Here is a 17635-nt window from a genome sequence, read left to right as displayed (position 1 = left end):
CCCTGAGGGGGAGTATATTCTTCATCTGATTTTAAAAAAAACAGAATTGATAATCAATTGATAACGAAAAAGCCATTCCGGGCGGTGCGGAAACTTCCATACCTTGCCCGAAATGGCTTAATTAAACTTGCCGAATTTATTTTTTATCCTGCTGATCCTGATCTATTGCAGGAAGCCTTTTATCGACTTTAGCAAATTTTTCGGTATCCATCATCTCCATCAGTTTCAATCCTAATAAACCGCTGATGGGGCCGTCAGATCCATTGGTACCCCCAATCAACACATCAGGTATTACCTTAATGTGGCCCTTACCAATTTCTTCTGTGATTTTAAATTTTGTAAAGTTATCGCCACCCATGGCCTTTACCTGTAGCTCATAAGCTTCGGCGGTTGATTTACCGATGGCCATAATTTTCTCGGCTTCGGCCAAACCTGTTTTTGAGATTTTTTCGGCTTCGGCAGATGCATTTAACCTGGTTGATTCGGCTTGTGCGCCGGCGCGTAAACGGGTGGCATCAGCTTCGGCTTCGGCGCGCATTTTGGTAGCGGCGGCTTCGGCGTTTACCTGTAGTTTTAAGCTGGTTGCTTCACCTTCCGATTTTTTTACCGCGGCATCAGCTGTACGTTGCGCAATCTCCACACTTTGTTGTGCCTTTACAATTTCCTTTTGGATTTCGGCAATAGCGGTTTCCTTTTCCACTCCCTGGCGCTGTACCTGTGCCATCCGTTGGGTTTCGTAAGTTTTTTCCTCTTCCTGCGCAATCTTACGGTCGGTTAAGGTTTTCATCAGCGCTTCCGGTGGCACAATGTCACCTATCAGCGTATCAACGGCATTCACGTTATATTCTTCCAGCACAATGCGGATATGCTCCTTGGCCGATTCCTGCCTTTCCTTACGGGAGGTGAGGAAGGAGATCACATCACTGTCTTGCGCCGAGTTACGGAAGTAGTTACCGATAGTTGGCTCCAGCACTTGCGATACCAGGTTCAACATGCTGCCAAAGCGGGCAATTACCTTTGGCGCCTCGTTTGCCGGGATATGGATAATCTGGGCCACATCCAGGTTAAAGGGGAAGCCATCTTTTGACCGTACGGTAATGGTGCTCAGGTTACGGTCCAGATTGTGCGATTCGCTCCTGGCGTTGGCCCAGTTGAGCACCAGGTTGGTTGTGGGTACCAGTTCCATCTTCATGGTAAAGGTATTGATGGGGTACTTACCCGGGCCAAGCGGCTCCATCCACACGCCACGGAAACCTTTGCCTACAATGTTACCATGTTTAAAGCTATCGCCGGTAACATCTTTACCGTCCTCGCCAATGTAGGATATCACCACACCCACATAACCGATGGGTACATCCGTCATCGGGATCTCCTCGATCTGCACGGCCCATTTATTCACGTTGTACGAGCCCGCCAGTATAATCTGGGGTTGTAAACCACGGTTACCGCCGTTAATTAAAAAGGCATCAATATCCTGAAAGTTGTTATGCCCCTCTACATGCTTACCGGCAATTTGCCCCTGGGTGATAGGCAAACCATCCATCATGGTAATAATCCCCACCATGTTTTCGCGGATAACTGTCATGTCTGATATCGTAACCGAAAACGCCTGCGTATTGATCCGGTAAGTACCGGCGGTAATAATAGCTGTCTGGCGGCCTTTTTGCCCGCCGTTCAGCAAAAACTTCTCACTATCCTGAAAATTATCGCAATCAACCTTACGGCCCAATATATTGCCGGTTGGTATTTCGGCGCCATCTTTTGAGAGTACTAAGCCGATTTTCCCTTCGGGGATAACGGTAAATGCCTCGAGCACCACGCCGTATTGCCACGGAAACATAAACCAGTACATACCCGGCGCCAGTGCTTTGGCCTGGTAACCGGCCTCGCCTTTAGTGGCAATGATCCGCCCGTCGGGCAACTCCTTGTTCTCGCCGTAAAGCACAAATTTTTTGGTAACCAAACCAATCCTGTCTTCGGGGATCATCACCATACCAAAGATGATGCGCAGAATGGTTTTATAAAATAATAAGCATAAAATGGGTATGATAACCCACCAGTAAACAGCAACGTAGTTCATGTTTTTAATTGTTTAAGTTGGATACTAAATACCATAATAATAATGGATGTTGCAATAAAAACAGCCTCAATCCGTCTGCATCACACTTTATTAAAATAAAATCAAAAAAATATTATTCTTAAAAAAAAACTATCTGCCAACCGGCAAAAAAAAACCTATAATTGCTAACTATGCAATTATAGGTTGGTTGGTATTTTAAAAGGAAATGGTTGCCAGGCTTAGCCCGGCAACCATTTTGTATTTTTTCTGCCCAAAAAGGGCTGGTGCTTACTTAACCTTAAAGGCCACGTCTACATCGCCCCAGGCAAATGATACCAGGCCCGATGGGGTAGCCGTGAATTTTAGCCTTTCGGTAAACGCGGTCGCTTTTCCGGTTTTTACGGTAACACGCAAAGCATCGTCGGCCTGGTTATAGTTGGTGCCCCACTGGTTCCAGGTTTTGTTGAAAATGATCACCCATTCTTTTTCGCCGGGGATGCTGTATAAGCTATACTTTCCGGCAGCTAATGGCTTGCCTTCAACCTTAACATCTTTGTTGATCTCAAAAACGGTGGCTTCGTTTGCCCCGGTGCGCCAAACTTTGCCATAAGTGGCAATTTCGTTTCCGCCAATGGCGCGGCCTTTTACCGACGGCGATCCGTAATTGATTTTAATGGTGACGCCCGTTTTAGTGGTTACGATGGCGCTATCCGGTGGGCTGGGCCTTTTGCTTTTATCCTGCGGTGCTTGTGCCGATGCGCTGAAGGCTGTGAACAGGCAGCCGAGCATCATGGTGAAGAGAATTATTTTTTTCATAACGGTTATAATTTTGTATTAATTTACGGATAAAGATATTCTTTTTAATTTGATAGTAAGTTCAGCTGCGTGTCAAACAATTGGCGTTTTACGCTGAAGCTTTTATCGATAACTGCCGATGCAAAGGTGGTTAATACCCTTGTCGGATATACAATGGTTTCATTAGGGCTTGCTGAAAAACTCTGGAAAAGGTTCAATTTCAAAACCTTAACAATGTAGCAAGTGTAGTTAACTATTCAATGCTTTTTACGCTAAGCGCTGCCGCATCGCTTTCCTGCCGCATAATTTTATATAATTAATAAATGAAAATATATTTTCATTTTAACTACTTCTTTGCTCAGACATGCGTGTATTACATATCATATACTAAACAATACACATTTTTAACAACAAATCTTATCAAAGTATGAAAAACGCTAATCTAATGAAAAGGATCCTCTACGTCGGGTCCGCATGTCTTTTAATCATTTCGGCATGTTCGAAAGATAAAGTAAAAACAGACGGCCCTGCCCCTGTATCTAATTCAAAAACCTCTTCAATATTGCCTAAATCAGTTTCGTTAACGAAAGCGCAATATGAAATTCTTGTTGATGCTATGAAAAGTAAAAAGAGCATTGATACCTTACTTTTAAAGTTTGCTAAAAATAACACCCCAATTACCCAATCTAACAATAATAAACTTGTAACAAGTAGTATTGACAGTTCGAATGATATAGAAGACGTAGATAGCGAAGACGTGATTTACGTCGGCGGCGATGCAACCATTTATGATAGTAGTGACCCATATAGTTATGGGGCAACGGACTTTTCATTTTTCGATGATACAGATCCAAGTTATTTTGGGAATGCATATACGCCCATTTTTACTGGAGTAATTAAAATGGATGGTTTTTTCCCAAAGAGGGGAAATACAATCTATGTTACCCTTTATTACAGATTTGCTCCAACTGGTGGTGCCTATACAGTGCCAGGTATGGCGGCGCAATCACAAATAGTAGTCATAAATCCTGCAGGAGGAGGTTTAGTTGATCAATCCACTAAACAAGTCGCTATGAATATTTATAATTTTGACAAGAAACAAAACCCTGCGAACGGTGATAGCCAGGGTCAAATTGTAGAAACAAGAACCTTGTCAAGGACCTCTGAAGGTAAATTAAAATTTACAGCACAGGGAGTGGTTGTTGGGGGCGAAGTTGAGGCTGGTGTAACAATCGTTAGTCAAAAAATATCTTATACTTTATATCAATATGTGGCGAATTTCCAGATAAAAACCAACGCTTTGTCAACTCCCACAGTTACTTATACATTTGCCGGTAGCTCTTACGGAGTACAAAGTAATTAAAAACTTAGTTTATGTCAATTTCAGCAACAGTAAAGCTAACGGCTTTTATTTTTACATGTTTTATCATGCCTATCGCTTTAAAGCAGGCAGTAGCTAATAGAAGCTATAAAGCCAATTACATTGCTTTTGCAGATGGCGACAGTATAAAGCAAAGATTGGTGTGGCAACATGTTAGGGATTTAAAAGCAACTGCAGGGGGGCCAATGACTTTTGAGCATATTGGCGAGAAAACAATGACGGTTATTGCAGGACGAAATGGGGTTTTGCGTAGTCATTATAGCAAGAAAAACCTGACCAAGAAAGAATCGGCGAAAATATCAAGTTCTGTATTAGATGGTAAATTTAAATTAATGGGGGTATATCTGGACGATAATTCAAAAGGCTCGCCCCCGATTTACAATATTTATTATTCAGACGGCAGTAATATTTTAGTTAAAATGGACCTCTATTCCATTGGGTTTACTTGTTGTGCAGTATTTTATTCCCCAAATAAAATAAATCCATTCGAGCACTCCAATTACATCTTTCATTATGATAGTAAACAGGAACTTAACTAAAAGCATTTTAACCAACGGTCAGTCAGCATCGCCACGATTTATATTGGCATAGTCAAATAACCGATAAAGTTAACTATGTGAACACAGATAATTAATCGCAAGGTTTGTGCGAATTGTTAATTTAATATATTGAAGTAAAACATATCCCCGGTTGGAAAGTCTTTCTGCTCTCCTTCCGGGGATTTTTTATTTATGATTTTAACATCACAAAGGTAGTTGTAGCTCAAGTTTGTTTGCGCATTTGCTTTGCACAGATTTTTGCGTTGAACGCGTGATGTCAATATAACTATTTGTTTTTCATGATTTTATACTTTATCAGGAGACTTTAATTATTAAAATAAGTCTTGATGAGAAATAGGTTTTGCCTTTAAAGACTCCTCCAGCCTTTACATCGGTTGCTCAGTCAAATTAAACGCTGAACCCTTACCTTACTTAAAGGGGGGTGTTTTTTTTTGCTCCATTTACATTAGTTGGTGAAAGCCGTAGTAAATCAATCAGGGTTTTCCGGTAAACGCGTCAATCATTTTCATCACGGTTATAGCATCGTTAATGGAGCACAGGTTAGCGCCTTTATCCTGAAAATAGTTAACCACATAGCCAATCATCGGTTGCTGTATATGCTGCGGATGGTCAAAGTCAACCACCTGTATGTCGTCTTCCTGGTCGTTATGCCAAACCACTGTTTTGCCAAAAAACGGAAAGCTGATGCTGCCTTCGCTGCCCACAATAATGCACTCGTCTATCTGGTCCTCTTCATCTACATTAAAACTCCAGGAACCGGTGAGGGTAATATCGTTTTCAAAAAGGGCCAGGCCGGCCACATGGTCGTCCGCCTGGTTTAATTGGGATTGGTTGAGCGAGAAACCATGCATATACTTAGGCTCGCCAAAAAAGTACAACATCAGGTCGAGCTGGTGCGGGGCCAGGTCGTGGAAATAGCCGCCGCCCGATAATGCAGGGTTAACGCGCCAGTTTTCGTCGCTGTTGGCAATCATCTCGGGCCTGCTTTTCTTCCACATTTTAATCTGTATGGTACGGATAGCGCCTATGGCCTTTTTATCTATCAGATCCTTAACATACAAAAACATGGGCAGGGCCCGGCGGTAATGCGCAATACCCACCTTGCCGCCATATTGTTTAACGGCGGCGGCAATTTCTTCGGCTTCGGCAGCATTTAGAGTTACGGGCTTTTCTATGTACACGTTAAGGCCCCGTTTAAGGGCATCGATGGCATAATCCTTATGCGATGCGGGCGGGGTAGCAATGTATACCGAATTGATCTCGGGGTTGCTCATCAATTCATCCGCGTTGCCATACCATTGGCCAACGCCGTGGCGGCTGGCATAATCGGCCGCTTTGGCCGCGTCGCGGCGCATTACCGCTATCAATTCGCTTTCTGCTACCTTATTAAATGCGGGGCCGCTCTTCACTTCGGTTACGTTGCCGCAACCTATAATACCCCAGCGTATCTTGTTTGCCATTATGCTAATATTTGTTCTATCTGTTGTAATTCCTCGCTGCCGAATTTGATATTCTCTAGGCATTTTAACGAGTCGGTTAATTGTTCGGGTTTGCTGGCGCCAATTAAAACGGTGGTTACCCGGTCGTCCTTCAATATCCAGGCTAAGGCCATCTGTGCCAGTGTTTGTCCGCGTTGCAAGGCGATATCATTCAACCTGCTGATTTGCGATAAGCGCTCCTCGGTAATGTTGCTCTCTTTTAAAAAGCCTACGCCTTTGGCCACGCGCGAATCGGCCGGGATGCCCTTTAAATATTTATTGGTAAGCAACCCCTGCGCCAGCGGCGAAAACGGAATACAGCCCACGCCTTCTTTTTCCAAAACATCCAGCAGTCCTTCTTTTTCAACCCAGCGCTCAAACATGGAGTATTTAGGCTGATGGATGAGGCAGGGGGTGCCCAACTCTTTTAGGATACGGATAGCCTCGGCTGCTTCTTTGGGGCGATAGTTGGAGAGGCCCACGTAAAGGGCTTTTCCCTGGCGAACGATCAGATCGAGCGCTGCCATCGTTTCTTCAAGCGGGGTATCAGGGTCGGGGCGGTGGTGATAAAATATATCCACGTAATCCAGCCCCATCCGCTTTAAGCTCTGATCTAAACTCGAAACTAAGTATTTTTTGGATCCCCAATCGCCGTAAGGCCCTTCCCACATATAATAACCGGCTTTGGTAGATATGATCAGCTCATCGCGATGAGCGGCAAAATCTTCTTTCAGGATCCTGCCGAAATTGATCTCTGCCGAACCCGGGGGCGGGCCGTAATTATTGGCCAAGTCGAAGTGCGTAATACCGCTGTCAAAGGCAGTGTGCAAGGTTTTGCGGTAATTATCCATTACATCCACATCGCCGAAATTATGCCACAAGCCCAGTGAAACCGCCGGAAGCTTTAAACCGCTTTTGCCGCAGCGGCGATAAAGCATAGATGAATATCTGTTGGATGCAGGTATGTACGACATAGGTTTTGATTTGAGGTAAAAATATAAAAAAAGAAGCAGAAGGCAAGAGGAGAGAAACAGGAGGAGAGAAGCAGGATGCAAGAGGGAAGTGAGATGCAGGAGGTGAGAACCAGGATGCAAGAGGGGAGATGCAGGAAGTAAGATGCAAGAAGCGGAAAGTGAGATGAAGGAAGCAAGAAGGAAATTTAGCAAGGAAGGTGCTGGAAACATTAAGAGCGGATGTTGAATGTACCTCCGTGAGGCTATATTTTTAACCAAAACTGAATAGTGGTTCAACGCAGGTTTAGATCGGTTAATCCACAGGGGCGCTGATTTTAGCCTTTGATAACAATATTTAGGCTCTATGACGTTTTGAACCTTGCAGCCTGTTAGGTGTAGAAAGAAAGTGCGCAATGGCCAGACTGCACGCCGGGCCGGGAGCTGGCCTGTGGGTGGAAGGATCGGGCAGTCTTGACTTTTTTGGTTCTTTTTGTGTCAAGACAAAAAGAACAAAGCCCTTCGCGCGGCGATTGAGCGTGCCGATGCTCTAAATTAAGAATACTGATTATCAACGCAATAATAGACGCATTGATAATCATTGCTTTACCAAGACGTCATGATAAGCTGTAATTTACTGGTTTGTTTTTAGAAAAGGAAATTGTGTTTTATTCTATTACAAATTAAGGCTTGAAATTCCAGCGGACAAACTAAAACTATTCGTCATAGAGCCACATTTTTAAACAGGTGTATAATAATCAAACCGTACAACTGCATTTGACCACCATCAACATTCACCTTAATCATGATGGGTACGCTAAATAATAATATACTTATCCGTCTGTTTTTGTACTTGCATGGCCTGATACGTCAACTTTACGCTATATATTTGAAGTATAATTTTTACTTTTAATAAGTAATATACCATGATAAAATTAAATTGCTTTTTTTGTAATTCAATGGCTATTTAATCGTTGTACCCGGTAAAAAGGAGAAAATAATGGTGGCGATTTTTTTCGCTAACAAGCTTGCAAATGTTATTTTTTAACAACATTTTCATATAATTGCACGTTGTAGTTTAAATTAAAGAATAGACGTATATTCCATAAATGAGACAACTCAAAATAACCCAATCCATTACTAACCGGGAGTCGCAGTCGTTAGACAAGTACCTCCACGAAATAGGGAAGGTTGACTTGATAACTGCCGAAGAAGAAGTAATTCTTGCACAAAAGATTAGGGAGGGCGACCAGGCTGCGTTAGAGCGTTTAACCAAAACCAACTTACGTTTTGTTGTTTCTGTGGCCAAACAATATCAAAACCAGGGCCTCACCCTTGGCGATTTGATAAACGAGGGCAACTTAGGTTTAATTAAAGCCGCTAAACGCTTTGATGAAACCAAGGGATTTAAATTTATATCGTATGCGGTATGGTGGATCCGCCAGTCCATCCTGCAGGCCATTGCCGAGCAATCGCGTATTGTGCGTTTACCGCTAAACCAGGTAGGTTCGCTCAGTAAAATAAGCAAAGCTTTCTCCAAACTGGAGCAGGAATATGAGCGCGAACCATCGCCCGAAGAGCTGGCGGATATACTGGAAACCACCGTTGATAAAATATCCGATACGCTGAGTAACTCGGGCAGGCATGTATCGATGGATGCGCCGTTTGTACAGGGCGAAGAAAATACGTTGCTCGATGTGCTTGACAACCACGAGCCTAATACCGATTTCCATTTGATCAACGAATCGCTGGCCGAAGAGATTAAACGCTCGCTATCTACCTTAACCGAACGCGAACGCGAAATTGTAGTTTTGTTTTTTGGTTTAGGATCAAACAGCCCCTTCTCGTTAGAGGAAATAGGCGAAAAATTTAACCTCACCCGCGAGCGCGTAAGGCAGATTAAGGATAAGGCCCTGCAACGGCTAAGGCATACATCGCGAAGCAAAATATTAAAATCATATTTAGGATAACAGGCAAGGCCTTCCACAACCGGAAGGCTTTTTGTTTTAGATCATCGGAACGCTCAGTCGCCGCGTGAAGTGCTTCCTTCCCAAGTCGGTGTCCCCACCGACTTTAGTACGATGTTGTTTAACCTGTTTGGGCTCCATAGGTACCCCTCTTGCTTTTTTAATGTGTTTGCCCTGTAAACATCATAAGGCATCGAACTTCGTAGTTGAATTTTTGTATTTTTGATTAATGACAACCCTGACGATAGAATTAACCAACGGAAAAGCCCTCAAGCTTTTACAGGATCTCGAAGATCTTAATCTTATCCGTGTAATAAAAAAACCTATCCAGTTGTCATCTCTGCGCGATAAGATCAAAACCAAAATGACTTCCGAAGCCATCGATAAACAGGTTAGCGAATTAAGGGACGAATGGCAGAGAGCTATTTAACTCCCGAAAATCTGCCTCGCCTTCAGCTATAAACAGCTCCTTGCCGTAAAGGACAATAAACAAAATCAGTTAGGTTTACTTGAATAATAATTACTGAACTTTCCTTTCCAAGTCGGTGTCCCACCGACTTTAGTACACTTGAATAATAATTACTCAACTTTACAGTTATTAAAATCAATGTGGACCAACCGCCAACTTATCCTTATTTTTATTAAGCCGCTGTGGCTGTTAAATTTAGCATCCAGCGCTATCTCCATCTGGTTTATCAGTATCAACGGCTGGCCCAATGCACTCAATACATTGCTTATTAAATTTTTAGGGTACGGCGCGGCGGTGCTTTACCAGGCTTACTTTTACAAAAGTGTATACTTTTATTACCGGAACGCCGGGGTATCTGTCAAAAAAATGTACCTGTATAGTTTCAGTTTAGATTTCGTGCTGTATGGTTTTATAGTACTGGCTTATTATTTAATCAGCAAATGAATAATTCCATTTTAAAGTCAGACAGTATTGAGGTCGAGTTCAACGGGCGTAAAATATTGCAGGGAGTTTACCTGGAATGCAGGCAGGGCGAGATATTGGGTTTGCTTGGCCGCAATGGCTGCGGTAAATCAACCTTGTTAAAGGTGATTTACGGTACCGTTAATGGCACACACAAGTACGTAAGCATCGACGATCAGTTTGTACATAAGGGCTACCTTAATAACCAGATAGCTTACCTGCCCCAGCATCATTTTTTGCCCAATGGCATTAAAATGCGTACCCTGGCTAAACAAATGGTTGATCCGGAGCATTGGGATGAGTTTAGCGCTTATCCCGTTTATCGCGATCATCAGCACAAAACAACAACCGGCCTATCCGGCGGAGAATGGCGGCAGTTGGAAATGCTGATGACCTTATACAGTAAGGCCAGGTTTATTTTGCTGGATGAGCCTTTTACGCACGTATCGCCCATACAGGTAGAAGAAATTAAAACCTTAATATTGGCAAGGGCCAAAACCAGGGGCATTATTATTACCGACCACTATTACAAACACGTGCTCGAGGTAAGCAACCGGCTTTTGCTGTTAAACAATGGCTATACCAAAATGATAGCAAACCGCGACGACTTAGTAACTTACGGTTATATTAGCGAATAATATTTTATGGCGATGACGATACCAATTTATCAGGCTGATACCTTTACCGGCCAGTTGTTTGGCGGCAACCCTGCGGCCATTTGCCCGCTTAACGAATGGCTGCCTGCTGAAACGATGCAAAAGATTGCGGCCGAAAATAACCTGGCCGAGACGGCTTACTTTGTAAAAACCGAAGACGGCTTTGGCCTGCGCTGGTTTACGCCTGAGCTTGAGATTGACTTGTGCGGGCATGCCACCTTAGCCAGCGCGCATATTATTTTTACCGAGTTAGGGTACAGCGGGAGTGAGATCCGTTTTGAAACACAAAAGGCGGGGATATTAACGGTAACTAAGGATGGCGACAGGTATACTTTAGATTTCCCGTCGCGCCCGCCGCAACCTGTAGCAGCTTTGCCCATGGATTTGATTAAGGCGCTGGGCGGTAAAATACCCGTTGAGGTTTTAAAAGCAAGAGATTACCTTGTAGTTTACGAAACCGAAGAGGATGTGCGGGATATTACCCCCGATTTTAACGCCCTGGCTAAGTTGGACACCATTGGCGTGATTGTAACTGCCGAAGGTAACGAGGTTGATTTTGTATCGCGCTTTTTTGCGCCCGCCGCCGGTATCAACGAGGACCCGGTAACCGGATCGGCACATTGTAACCTGATCCCCTACTGGGCAGATATGCTCGAGAAGGACGAACTGCACGCCTACCAGATCTCGGCACGTAAAGGAGAACTCTGGTGCACCAATAAAGGCGACCGGGTACTGATGAGCGGCAAGGCGGTTACTTATTTAAAGGGGGAGATTTACGTTTGAAGGTAGAAGCGGGAGGAAAGAGGTCAGGAAGTAAGAAGCCAGAGACTGCAGGCAGGATTTGGATTTGACCTTCTGAACGACTAAATTAAACCTTGATGTCATCTCGACCGGAGGGAGAGATCTTTTGCGCGTGTTTGGTATACCAATGCATACCACTGTATACTTTTCGCTAGTAAAAGGTCTCTACCTACGGTCGGGATGACATCGTTTTATAAGGTTTGGATCTGCTATCGCGATAGCAAAATCTTCCATAGACGCATCATAACCGGTTACTATTAGCTATGTTGCAGTTTAAGTATGGTATTATAAACGTCCCGGGCATTTTCAATTAATTCGAGTTGGGGGATTGGAGGCTCCCAATTACCTCTCATCCCGACACCGCTTAAAAAACCGCCTTTATTTAACTCAATTGTACCTCTGCCCTCTGATTTTTCGCGAATATTTATTTGAGGGATTGATTTAATATAATACGATTGGGTTTTCGTAGAAAAAATACCGGACTTTATTATTACCCTGTTTTCTGTCAATCCGTAAACGGTATTTGCCCGCATCATACTATCCCAAATGAATCGTCCAAAAAGCATAAATAATCCCGCAGCGTAAAAAGGAATTTGGAAAAGCCGGAAGGGCATTGAGTTAAAATCATTTGATGAGGTTGTCATCCATATAAAACCACCCAACCAAATAGCTGAAAATGGAATGATGAAAATATCAATAGCTCGAAAAACGATCCCTTTTTTTGGTCGCCCAGCCCATACTAATTTCTCGTTCCCAATCAGTTCGGGGCCTAATTGTTTTTCGGCTTCGAAATCTAAATTCAGCATCTTGTTTTTTTGAGGTCAAGATAGCATTTTAAATTATATCCATATCAAAATATGATTTATGGCATCAATACCCCACCGTAAATTGCTTCCTGATAAATTGCGGGTTTTCGATCTCGTTTAATATCGCGACAGCAAAATCCTCCATCGAAATATGGCTTTTGCCGTGTTCGTCGGTTAATAGCTGGGTGGTGCCAATACGGAACTTGCCGGTGCGCTCGCCGGGCATAATCTCTGCCGAAGGACTAACGTAGGTCCAGTCCAGTTCATCAACTTGTTGGTAGGCCTTCAGCGCGTCGCGGTGCGCTAACGATACCGCTTTATACGCTTCGGGGAAGCTGGGCGTATCCACCAGCTGCAGGCCTGGCGAAACCTCCAAACTACCGGCCCCGCCAACTACTACCAAACGCTTAACGGCGGCTTGCTCCAAACCTTTGGTTAAGGGCAGCACCAGTTCTGCAATGCTTGATGGCGTTGCCCCGCCGCCCGGGCTATAAGCGCTCACAACGGCATCATGATCAAACACTGCGCTCTCCACACTTTGCGATTCAAATATATCGCCCTTAGCCACCTTAAGGTGCGGATGTATCAAGGTATAAGTTTCGGGTTTGCGCACTACGGCGGTAACATCGTGTCCGCGGTTAAGCGCCTCGGTAATAACACGGCTGCCTATGCGGCCAGATGCTCCAAATACTGCAATTTTCATGATAAGATAATTTGCTAATGAAAACGCATTTGTGCTATAATAGTTTTCTTTTAAACCTGGGCAACGCGAAAAAAGTTCATTTGATTTTATTGGCGCAGAAAGGGAAAGCTGCTGACAAGGGGGCACCTACGGAGCCAAACTTTCTTTCCCAAGTCGGTGTCCCCACCGACTTTAGTTCCCTATAAACAGGAAGCTCCTACCAGAGCTTTTTAACGGTTTATTTTTTACTCCAGCGGAGTAGCCTGTTTATAGGAAACCATAAATTATCCATATCCACCTTAACACCTTTACCCTCCCTCATCGCTTTTTCGCCACGCTTTATTTTTGCCACAAATTCAGGATGGTAAGGGCTTTCTTCCTCTTTCTCAAAATTAATCTTCATCACCTTCAATAGCGTTTGGATGGCAATCAGCTCTTTTCGTTATTAGGATGTACTCTCAGGGTTTCCATACTGTTGCTTATCACGTAAAATTATCTAATAAAAGTTTTATTTAATTAAACAAAAGCAATTGATTAATTTCAAAACCTGATACTAACATTTTTTCTGTTGTCATTTATAAGTAGGGAATCAGGCGGCCGGAAAAATAGCCCCCTCTAAATCTCCCCCGGTAGGGGAGACTTTTTTAAAGCCTCCCTCGCGGGGAGGATTGGGCGGGGGGGCTTACTACTGGTAAATTGGACGGAATAAAAGTACTGGTTATCAGTAAGTTAATATGGCCTATTTACGGGTTGAATTAGAGTTACTCTCTTGGGCGATAGCGAAAAGGCTTCTGTTGCATATTACCAGTTGCAGAGATTGATTTTCGTTGTTGATCAGACAGATAATTTAATGATTTTTTTTGTACTGGTTAGATAATAATGCAGCTTACACGTTTAGAAGTTAAGGGTTTTAAGAGTTTCGGGGATAAAATCACCATCAATTTTAACGAAGGGATAACCGCCATTGTTGGGCCAAACGGTTGCGGAAAATCAAACGTAGTCGACTCCATCCGCTGGGTTTTGGGCGAGCAAAGCACGCGGATGCTCCGCTCCGAAAAAATGGAGAACGTGATATTCAACGGCAGTAAAAGCCGCAAGCCAGGCAACCTGGCCGAAGTTTCGCTCACGTTTGATAATACCAAAAATATTTTACCTACCGAGTTTTCGCAGGTTACCTTAACCCGCAAGCTTTACCGTACCGGCGAAAGCGAATACCGCCTTAACGATGTGCAATGCCGCTTAAAGGATATTACTGACCTGTTTCTGGATACTGGTGTAGGCTCTGATTCGTACTCTATCATCGAGCTGAGGATGATCGAGGAGATCATCTCCAACAAAGAAAACTCCCGCCGTACGCTATTTGAAGAGGCATCGGGCATATCCAAATACAAGCTTCGCAAAAAACAAACCTTCAATAAGCTCAAAGAAACGGAGGCCGATTTGGAGCGGGTGGAGGACTTGTTATTCGAGATAGAGAAAAATTTAAAAACCTTAGAGAACCAGGCCAAAAAAACCGAGCGCTATTACCGCTTAAAAGAGCAATATAAAACGCTGAGCATTATGCTGGCCTCCTTCCGCATCGTATCTTTCAGCGAATCGTTGAAGCGGATTGAGGATCTGGAACAAAAGCAACAGATTGAAAAGGGCGACATTGTAAGGCATATTGATGTGCTGGAGGCCGACCTGCAAAAACAAAAGCTCGAAAGCCTGACCAAAGAGAAAAACCTGGCTACGCAGCAAAAGGCTACTAATGAGTACGTGGCTAAAATAAGGGCTTACGAAAGTGAGAAAAAGATTAAGAACGAACAGCTTAAGTTTCAGAAGGATAAAGAAACCCGTTTGCTTGATGAGCTTGAGCGCGATACCAACCAGCTAAACCATATTCTGTATAATATTAAGCGCCTGTCGGAAGAGAAGCTGCAGGAAGAAGAAAAGCTGCAAACCCTGATAGATAGCCTGGCCGATTTAAAGGAGGCTGTTGATGAAGCGCGGCAGGAACAGGCTTACGGCAAAAGTGAGCTGGACGAGATCAGTAATATTAACAACAGGCTGCAAAACCAGATCTACAAAACAGAAAAGGACCTGGATATTTTACAGATCCAGCAGCAAGCGCTTGAGCAGGAAAGCCAGCGCAACATGGAAGACGCCACCAATAAGGAGGCCGAGTTAAGCCATTTTAACCAGGTTATTGCCGAATTGGAAACCCGCGCCGAAACGTTAGAGCGCGAACATCAAACCGCGGTTGATTTTGAAACCAAACTGCGCGAAGAAATTAAAGATACTGAAATAGAGATTGGCAATACCAAGGATACGCTGACATTAGAAAGCCGTAAGGTAGACGCCAAACAAAACGAATATAACCTCACCAAGAGTTTGGTTGATAACCTGGAAGGTTTCCCCGAATCGATCCGCTTTTTAAAGAAGAACAGCGAATGGGCACGCAACGCGCCCTTATTTAGCGATGTGCTTTTTTGCCGAGAAGAATATCGCGTAGCGATAGAGAACTACCTGGAACCCCTGATGAACCACTATGTGGTAGAGGATTATAACGAAGCCATCAGCGCCATTAACCTGTTGAGCAACTCGGCCAGGGGCAGGGCGCAATTTTTTATACTGAGCAACTACCCAGCCGAATATGCGCCGATACCTTTTGCTCAGCCTGAAAACTGGATACCGGCATTGGATGTGGTTGAGGTTGAAAAACGTTATGCGCCGCTGTGTAATTATTTGTTAAAGAACGTGTACCTGGTTGCCGATCAGGCCGAAGGCCAGCTAAACAGCGATATATTGCCCGAAGGCATTATTGTATTGGGCAAAAGCGGCAAGTTCAGTAAATCAAAGCTCACCATGGCCGGTGGTTCGGTGGGTTTGTTTGAGGGTAAACGGATAGGCCGGGCCAAAAACCTGGAGAACCTGGCCAAAGAAATTAAAACGCACGAAGCCCAGATCACCAAATATAAAAGCCGCATTGAGGAGTTGCAAAGCAAGCTGACGGCTTTAAAGGGATCGGGCAAAACAAACGAGATTAACCAGAAACAGCAGGAGATTAACCGGCTGAATACCGAAATGGTGACCGTAAAAACACGGCGGGAACAATACCAAACCTTTATTGAAAGCAGCCGTAACCGCAAGGATGATATTGCCCGCAAAATAGCCAGTATTAACGATGAAACCCAGCGGCTATTACCCACCCTGGCCGACCTGAAGGAGCAAAAGCAAACGCAGAGCGAACTGATGCTCGAAAAGCAAAGTGCCTTTGCCGAATTATCGGAACGTTTGTCGGTACAGTCCAACCGGTATAATCAGCAAAATATAGGTTTCCATCAGCAGCAAAATAAAGTTTCGGGTTTGGTGAAAGATCTGGAATACCGCGAGATACAGCAGGAAACGCTGGACCAACGGATTAAAAAAAATAATGCCGAGCTGGATATCGTAAAGATAGCGATACAGGAAAATATGAAGCAATCCGATCATTCGGATGAGGATCTGCTTGAAATGTACAGTCAGCGTGAGGAATTGGAAAAGGCGGCCCAGCAGGCCGAGCAGGAGTATTATACTTTCCGCGGCAATATTACCCAGGCCGAAAATGAAATCAGTACGTTAAGAAGGAACAAGGATAACGCCGAGTTAATAGAGAATGAACTGAAGGATAAAAAGAACAACTTAAAGCTCGAACTGAATGCCCTGAAAGAACGCCTTTCGGTTGAGTTTAATGTGGATATCCAGGATCTGTTAGATGCCGAAGTACCCGCCGACGAAACAGAGTCTGAGCTTCGCGATAAAACCGAAAAGCTGAAAAAACAGCTGGACGATTTTGGGGCCATTAACCCGATGGCGGTAGAGGCTTACAAAGAGATGAGCGAACGTTACGAATTTATCCAGGCGCAAAAAAAAGATTTGAGCGAAGCCAAGTCGTCCCTGCTGGCTACCATACAGGAGATTGACGACACGGCTAAAGAAAAATTTATGTCGGCATTCACGATGGTGCGCGAGAACTTTATCAAGGTATTCCGCTCGTTATTTAACGAGGAAGATTCCTGCGACCTGATATTGAGCGACCCTAATAATCCCCTGGAATCTGACATTGATATCATCGCCAAGCCCAAGGGCAAACGGCCGCTCTCCATCAATCAATTATCCGGAGGCGAAAAAACGCTCACCGCTACGGCTATCCTATTTTCGTTATATCTGTTAAAACCTGCCCCCTTCTGTATTTTTGATGAGGTGGATGCCCCTCTTGATGATACCAATATTGATAAATTCAACAACATCATCCGCAAATTCTCCAAAGATTCGCAGTTCATCATCGTATCGCATAACAAACGAACCATCGCCAGTACCGATATTATTTACGGCGTAACTATGGTAGAGCAAGGGATATCAAGGGTGGTACCCGTTGACATGCGGGAGCTGGCGGACTAAGGTTTGGAGATGGTGTAAGTTTGCTTATAATTAATCAGCTTCGTACCCCATCGTCATTGCGAGGAGGAACGACGAAGCAATTTCTAAGCTATACAGAGCGAATAAGCATGACCGCTTTGCCTGCGTAGAGATTGCTTCGTACCTCGC

Annotated in this window: 15 protein-coding genes; 8 read left to right on the top strand and 7 right to left on the bottom strand. The window is 44.0% G+C overall.

Translation table 11 applies throughout. The features are described 5' to 3' along the window. Positions 1-136: 136 nt before the first annotated feature. On the bottom strand, positions 137-2080 hold the full coding sequence (locus MUCPA_RS07480; protein WP_008505513.1) for an SPFH domain-containing protein: 1944 nt from the start codon (positions 2078-2080) through the stop codon (positions 137-139). Positions 2081-2347: 267 nt separating this feature from the next. Continuing rightward, a complete protein-coding gene (locus MUCPA_RS07475) occupies positions 2348-2875 on the bottom strand; it encodes a DUF2911 domain-containing protein (protein ID WP_157543839.1) in 528 nt (175 codons plus the stop codon). A 424-nt stretch (positions 2876-3299) separates the two neighbouring features. Here MUCPA_RS07475 and MUCPA_RS07470 point away from each other — a divergent pair, with 424 nt between their 5' ends. Together MUCPA_RS07470 and MUCPA_RS07465 are read left to right on the top strand one after the other, a co-directional pair. After that, positions 3300-4217 carry a hypothetical protein gene (locus MUCPA_RS07470; protein ID WP_157543838.1) on the top strand — a complete coding sequence of 306 codons (918 nt, stop codon included), beginning with the start codon at positions 3300-3302 and terminating at the stop codon, positions 4215-4217. Between the two features lie 11 nt (positions 4218-4228). Beyond that, positions 4229-4774 (top strand): hypothetical protein, encoded by a 546-nt coding sequence (locus tag MUCPA_RS07465; RefSeq protein WP_008505504.1) that lies wholly within the window; start codon positions 4229-4231, stop codon positions 4772-4774. Positions 4775-5268: 494 nt separating this feature from the next. On the opposite strand, the gene MUCPA_RS07460 is transcribed toward MUCPA_RS07465, so the two are convergent. Beyond that, entirely contained in the window at positions 5269-6255 is a 987-nt protein-coding gene (locus tag MUCPA_RS07460) for a Gfo/Idh/MocA family protein (RefSeq protein ID WP_008505502.1), read from the bottom strand. Next, positions 6255-7247 (bottom strand): L-glyceraldehyde 3-phosphate reductase, encoded by a 993-nt coding sequence (mgrA, locus tag MUCPA_RS07455; RefSeq protein WP_008505499.1) that lies wholly within the window; start codon positions 7245-7247, stop codon positions 6255-6257. The genes MUCPA_RS07460 and mgrA overlap by 1 nt, the downstream gene beginning before the upstream one ends. 1085 nt (positions 7248-8332) lie before the next feature. Here mgrA and MUCPA_RS07450 point away from each other — a divergent pair. From MUCPA_RS07450 to MUCPA_RS07430, 5 genes are all read left to right on the top strand, one after another. After that, positions 8333-9193: a sigma-70 family RNA polymerase sigma factor gene (locus tag MUCPA_RS07450; protein ID WP_008505496.1), complete on the top strand. Its 861-nt coding sequence runs from the start codon at positions 8333-8335 to the stop codon at positions 9191-9193. A 226-nt stretch (positions 9194-9419) separates the two neighbouring features. Further along, positions 9420-9620: a hypothetical protein gene (locus MUCPA_RS07445; RefSeq protein ID WP_008505493.1), complete on the top strand. Its 201-nt coding sequence runs from the start codon at positions 9420-9422 to the stop codon at positions 9618-9620. A gap of 177 nt (positions 9621-9797) precedes the next feature. Continuing rightward, on the top strand, positions 9798-10103 hold the full coding sequence (locus tag MUCPA_RS07440) for a hypothetical protein (RefSeq protein ID WP_008505492.1): 306 nt from the start codon (positions 9798-9800) through the stop codon (positions 10101-10103). Continuing rightward, positions 10100-10759 carry an ATP-binding cassette domain-containing protein gene (locus tag MUCPA_RS07435; protein WP_008505489.1) on the top strand — a complete coding sequence of 220 codons (660 nt, stop codon included), beginning with the start codon at positions 10100-10102 and terminating at the stop codon, positions 10757-10759. Before MUCPA_RS07440 ends, MUCPA_RS07435 begins: the two co-directional genes overlap by 4 nt. Positions 10760-10771: 12 nt before the next feature. Beyond that, the gene (locus tag MUCPA_RS07430; RefSeq protein WP_008505488.1) at positions 10772-11560 is read left to right on the top strand and encodes a PhzF family phenazine biosynthesis protein; all 789 of its coding nucleotides are present in this window, start codon (positions 10772-10774) and stop codon (positions 11558-11560) included. Between the two features lie 275 nt (positions 11561-11835). Here MUCPA_RS07430 and MUCPA_RS07425 read toward each other — a convergent pair whose 3' ends face one another. From MUCPA_RS07425 to MUCPA_RS37605, 3 genes are all read right to left on the bottom strand, one after another. Then, complete coding sequence (locus tag MUCPA_RS07425) at positions 11836-12384, bottom strand: PH domain-containing protein (RefSeq protein ID WP_008505486.1); 549 nt, start codon at positions 12382-12384, stop codon at positions 11836-11838. 64 nt (positions 12385-12448) lie between these two features. Beyond that, positions 12449-13087, bottom strand: coding sequence for an NAD(P)-dependent oxidoreductase (locus MUCPA_RS07420; RefSeq protein WP_008505484.1), 639 nt, complete (start codon positions 13085-13087; stop codon positions 12449-12451). 217 nt (positions 13088-13304) lie between these two features. Next, positions 13305-13496 carry a DUF2683 family protein gene (locus tag MUCPA_RS37605; RefSeq protein WP_394330568.1) on the bottom strand — a complete coding sequence of 64 codons (192 nt, stop codon included), beginning with the start codon at positions 13494-13496 and terminating at the stop codon, positions 13305-13307. 449 nt (positions 13497-13945) lie between these two features. On the opposite strand from MUCPA_RS37605, the gene smc reads away from it, so the two are divergent. Beyond that, entirely contained in the window at positions 13946-17488 is a 3543-nt protein-coding gene (smc, locus tag MUCPA_RS07415) for a chromosome segregation protein SMC (RefSeq protein ID WP_008505480.1), read from the top strand. Positions 17489-17635: the final 147 nt, after the last annotated feature.

Origin of the sequence: Mucilaginibacter paludis DSM 18603 (assembly GCF_000166195.2) — a bacterium.
GTDB classification, from domain to species: domain Bacteria; phylum Bacteroidota; class Bacteroidia; order Sphingobacteriales; family Sphingobacteriaceae; genus Mucilaginibacter; species Mucilaginibacter paludis.
The sequence above is the reverse complement of the archived record's forward strand: the minus strand, read 5'-3'. Positions and strand labels throughout refer to the sequence as shown.

Coding starts and splice junctions, on each gene's coding strand:
- mgrA (WP_008505499.1), bottom strand. CDS start 7,247: ATGTCGTACATACCTGCATCCAACAGATATTCATCTATGCTTTATCGC.
- MUCPA_RS07430 (WP_008505488.1), top strand. CDS start 10,772: ATGACGATACCAATTTATCAGGCTGATACCTTTACCGGCCAGTTGTTT.
- smc (WP_008505480.1), top strand. CDS start 13,946: ATGCAGCTTACACGTTTAGAAGTTAAGGGTTTTAAGAGTTTCGGGGAT.
- MUCPA_RS07460 (WP_008505502.1), bottom strand. CDS start 6,255: ATGGCAAACAAGATACGCTGGGGTATTATAGGTTGCGGCAACGTAACC.
- MUCPA_RS07465 (WP_008505504.1), top strand. CDS start 4,229: ATGTCAATTTCAGCAACAGTAAAGCTAACGGCTTTTATTTTTACATGT.
- MUCPA_RS07475 (WP_157543839.1), bottom strand. CDS start 2,875: ATGAAAAAAATAATTCTCTTCACCATGATGCTCGGCTGCCTGTTCACA.
- MUCPA_RS07420 (WP_008505484.1), bottom strand. CDS start 13,087: ATGAAAATTGCAGTATTTGGAGCATCTGGCCGCATAGGCAGCCGTGTT.
- MUCPA_RS07445 (WP_008505493.1), top strand. CDS start 9,420: ATGACAACCCTGACGATAGAATTAACCAACGGAAAAGCCCTCAAGCTT.
- MUCPA_RS07480 (WP_008505513.1), bottom strand. CDS start 2,080: ATGAACTACGTTGCTGTTTACTGGTGGGTTATCATACCCATTTTATGC.
- MUCPA_RS07435 (WP_008505489.1), top strand. CDS start 10,100: ATGAATAATTCCATTTTAAAGTCAGACAGTATTGAGGTCGAGTTCAAC.
- MUCPA_RS07450 (WP_008505496.1), top strand. CDS start 8,333: ATGAGACAACTCAAAATAACCCAATCCATTACTAACCGGGAGTCGCAG.
- MUCPA_RS07440 (WP_008505492.1), top strand. CDS start 9,798: ATGTGGACCAACCGCCAACTTATCCTTATTTTTATTAAGCCGCTGTGG.
- MUCPA_RS07425 (WP_008505486.1), bottom strand. CDS start 12,384: ATGCTGAATTTAGATTTCGAAGCCGAAAAACAATTAGGCCCCGAACTG.
- MUCPA_RS07470 (WP_157543838.1), top strand. CDS start 3,300: ATGAAAAGGATCCTCTACGTCGGGTCCGCATGTCTTTTAATCATTTCG.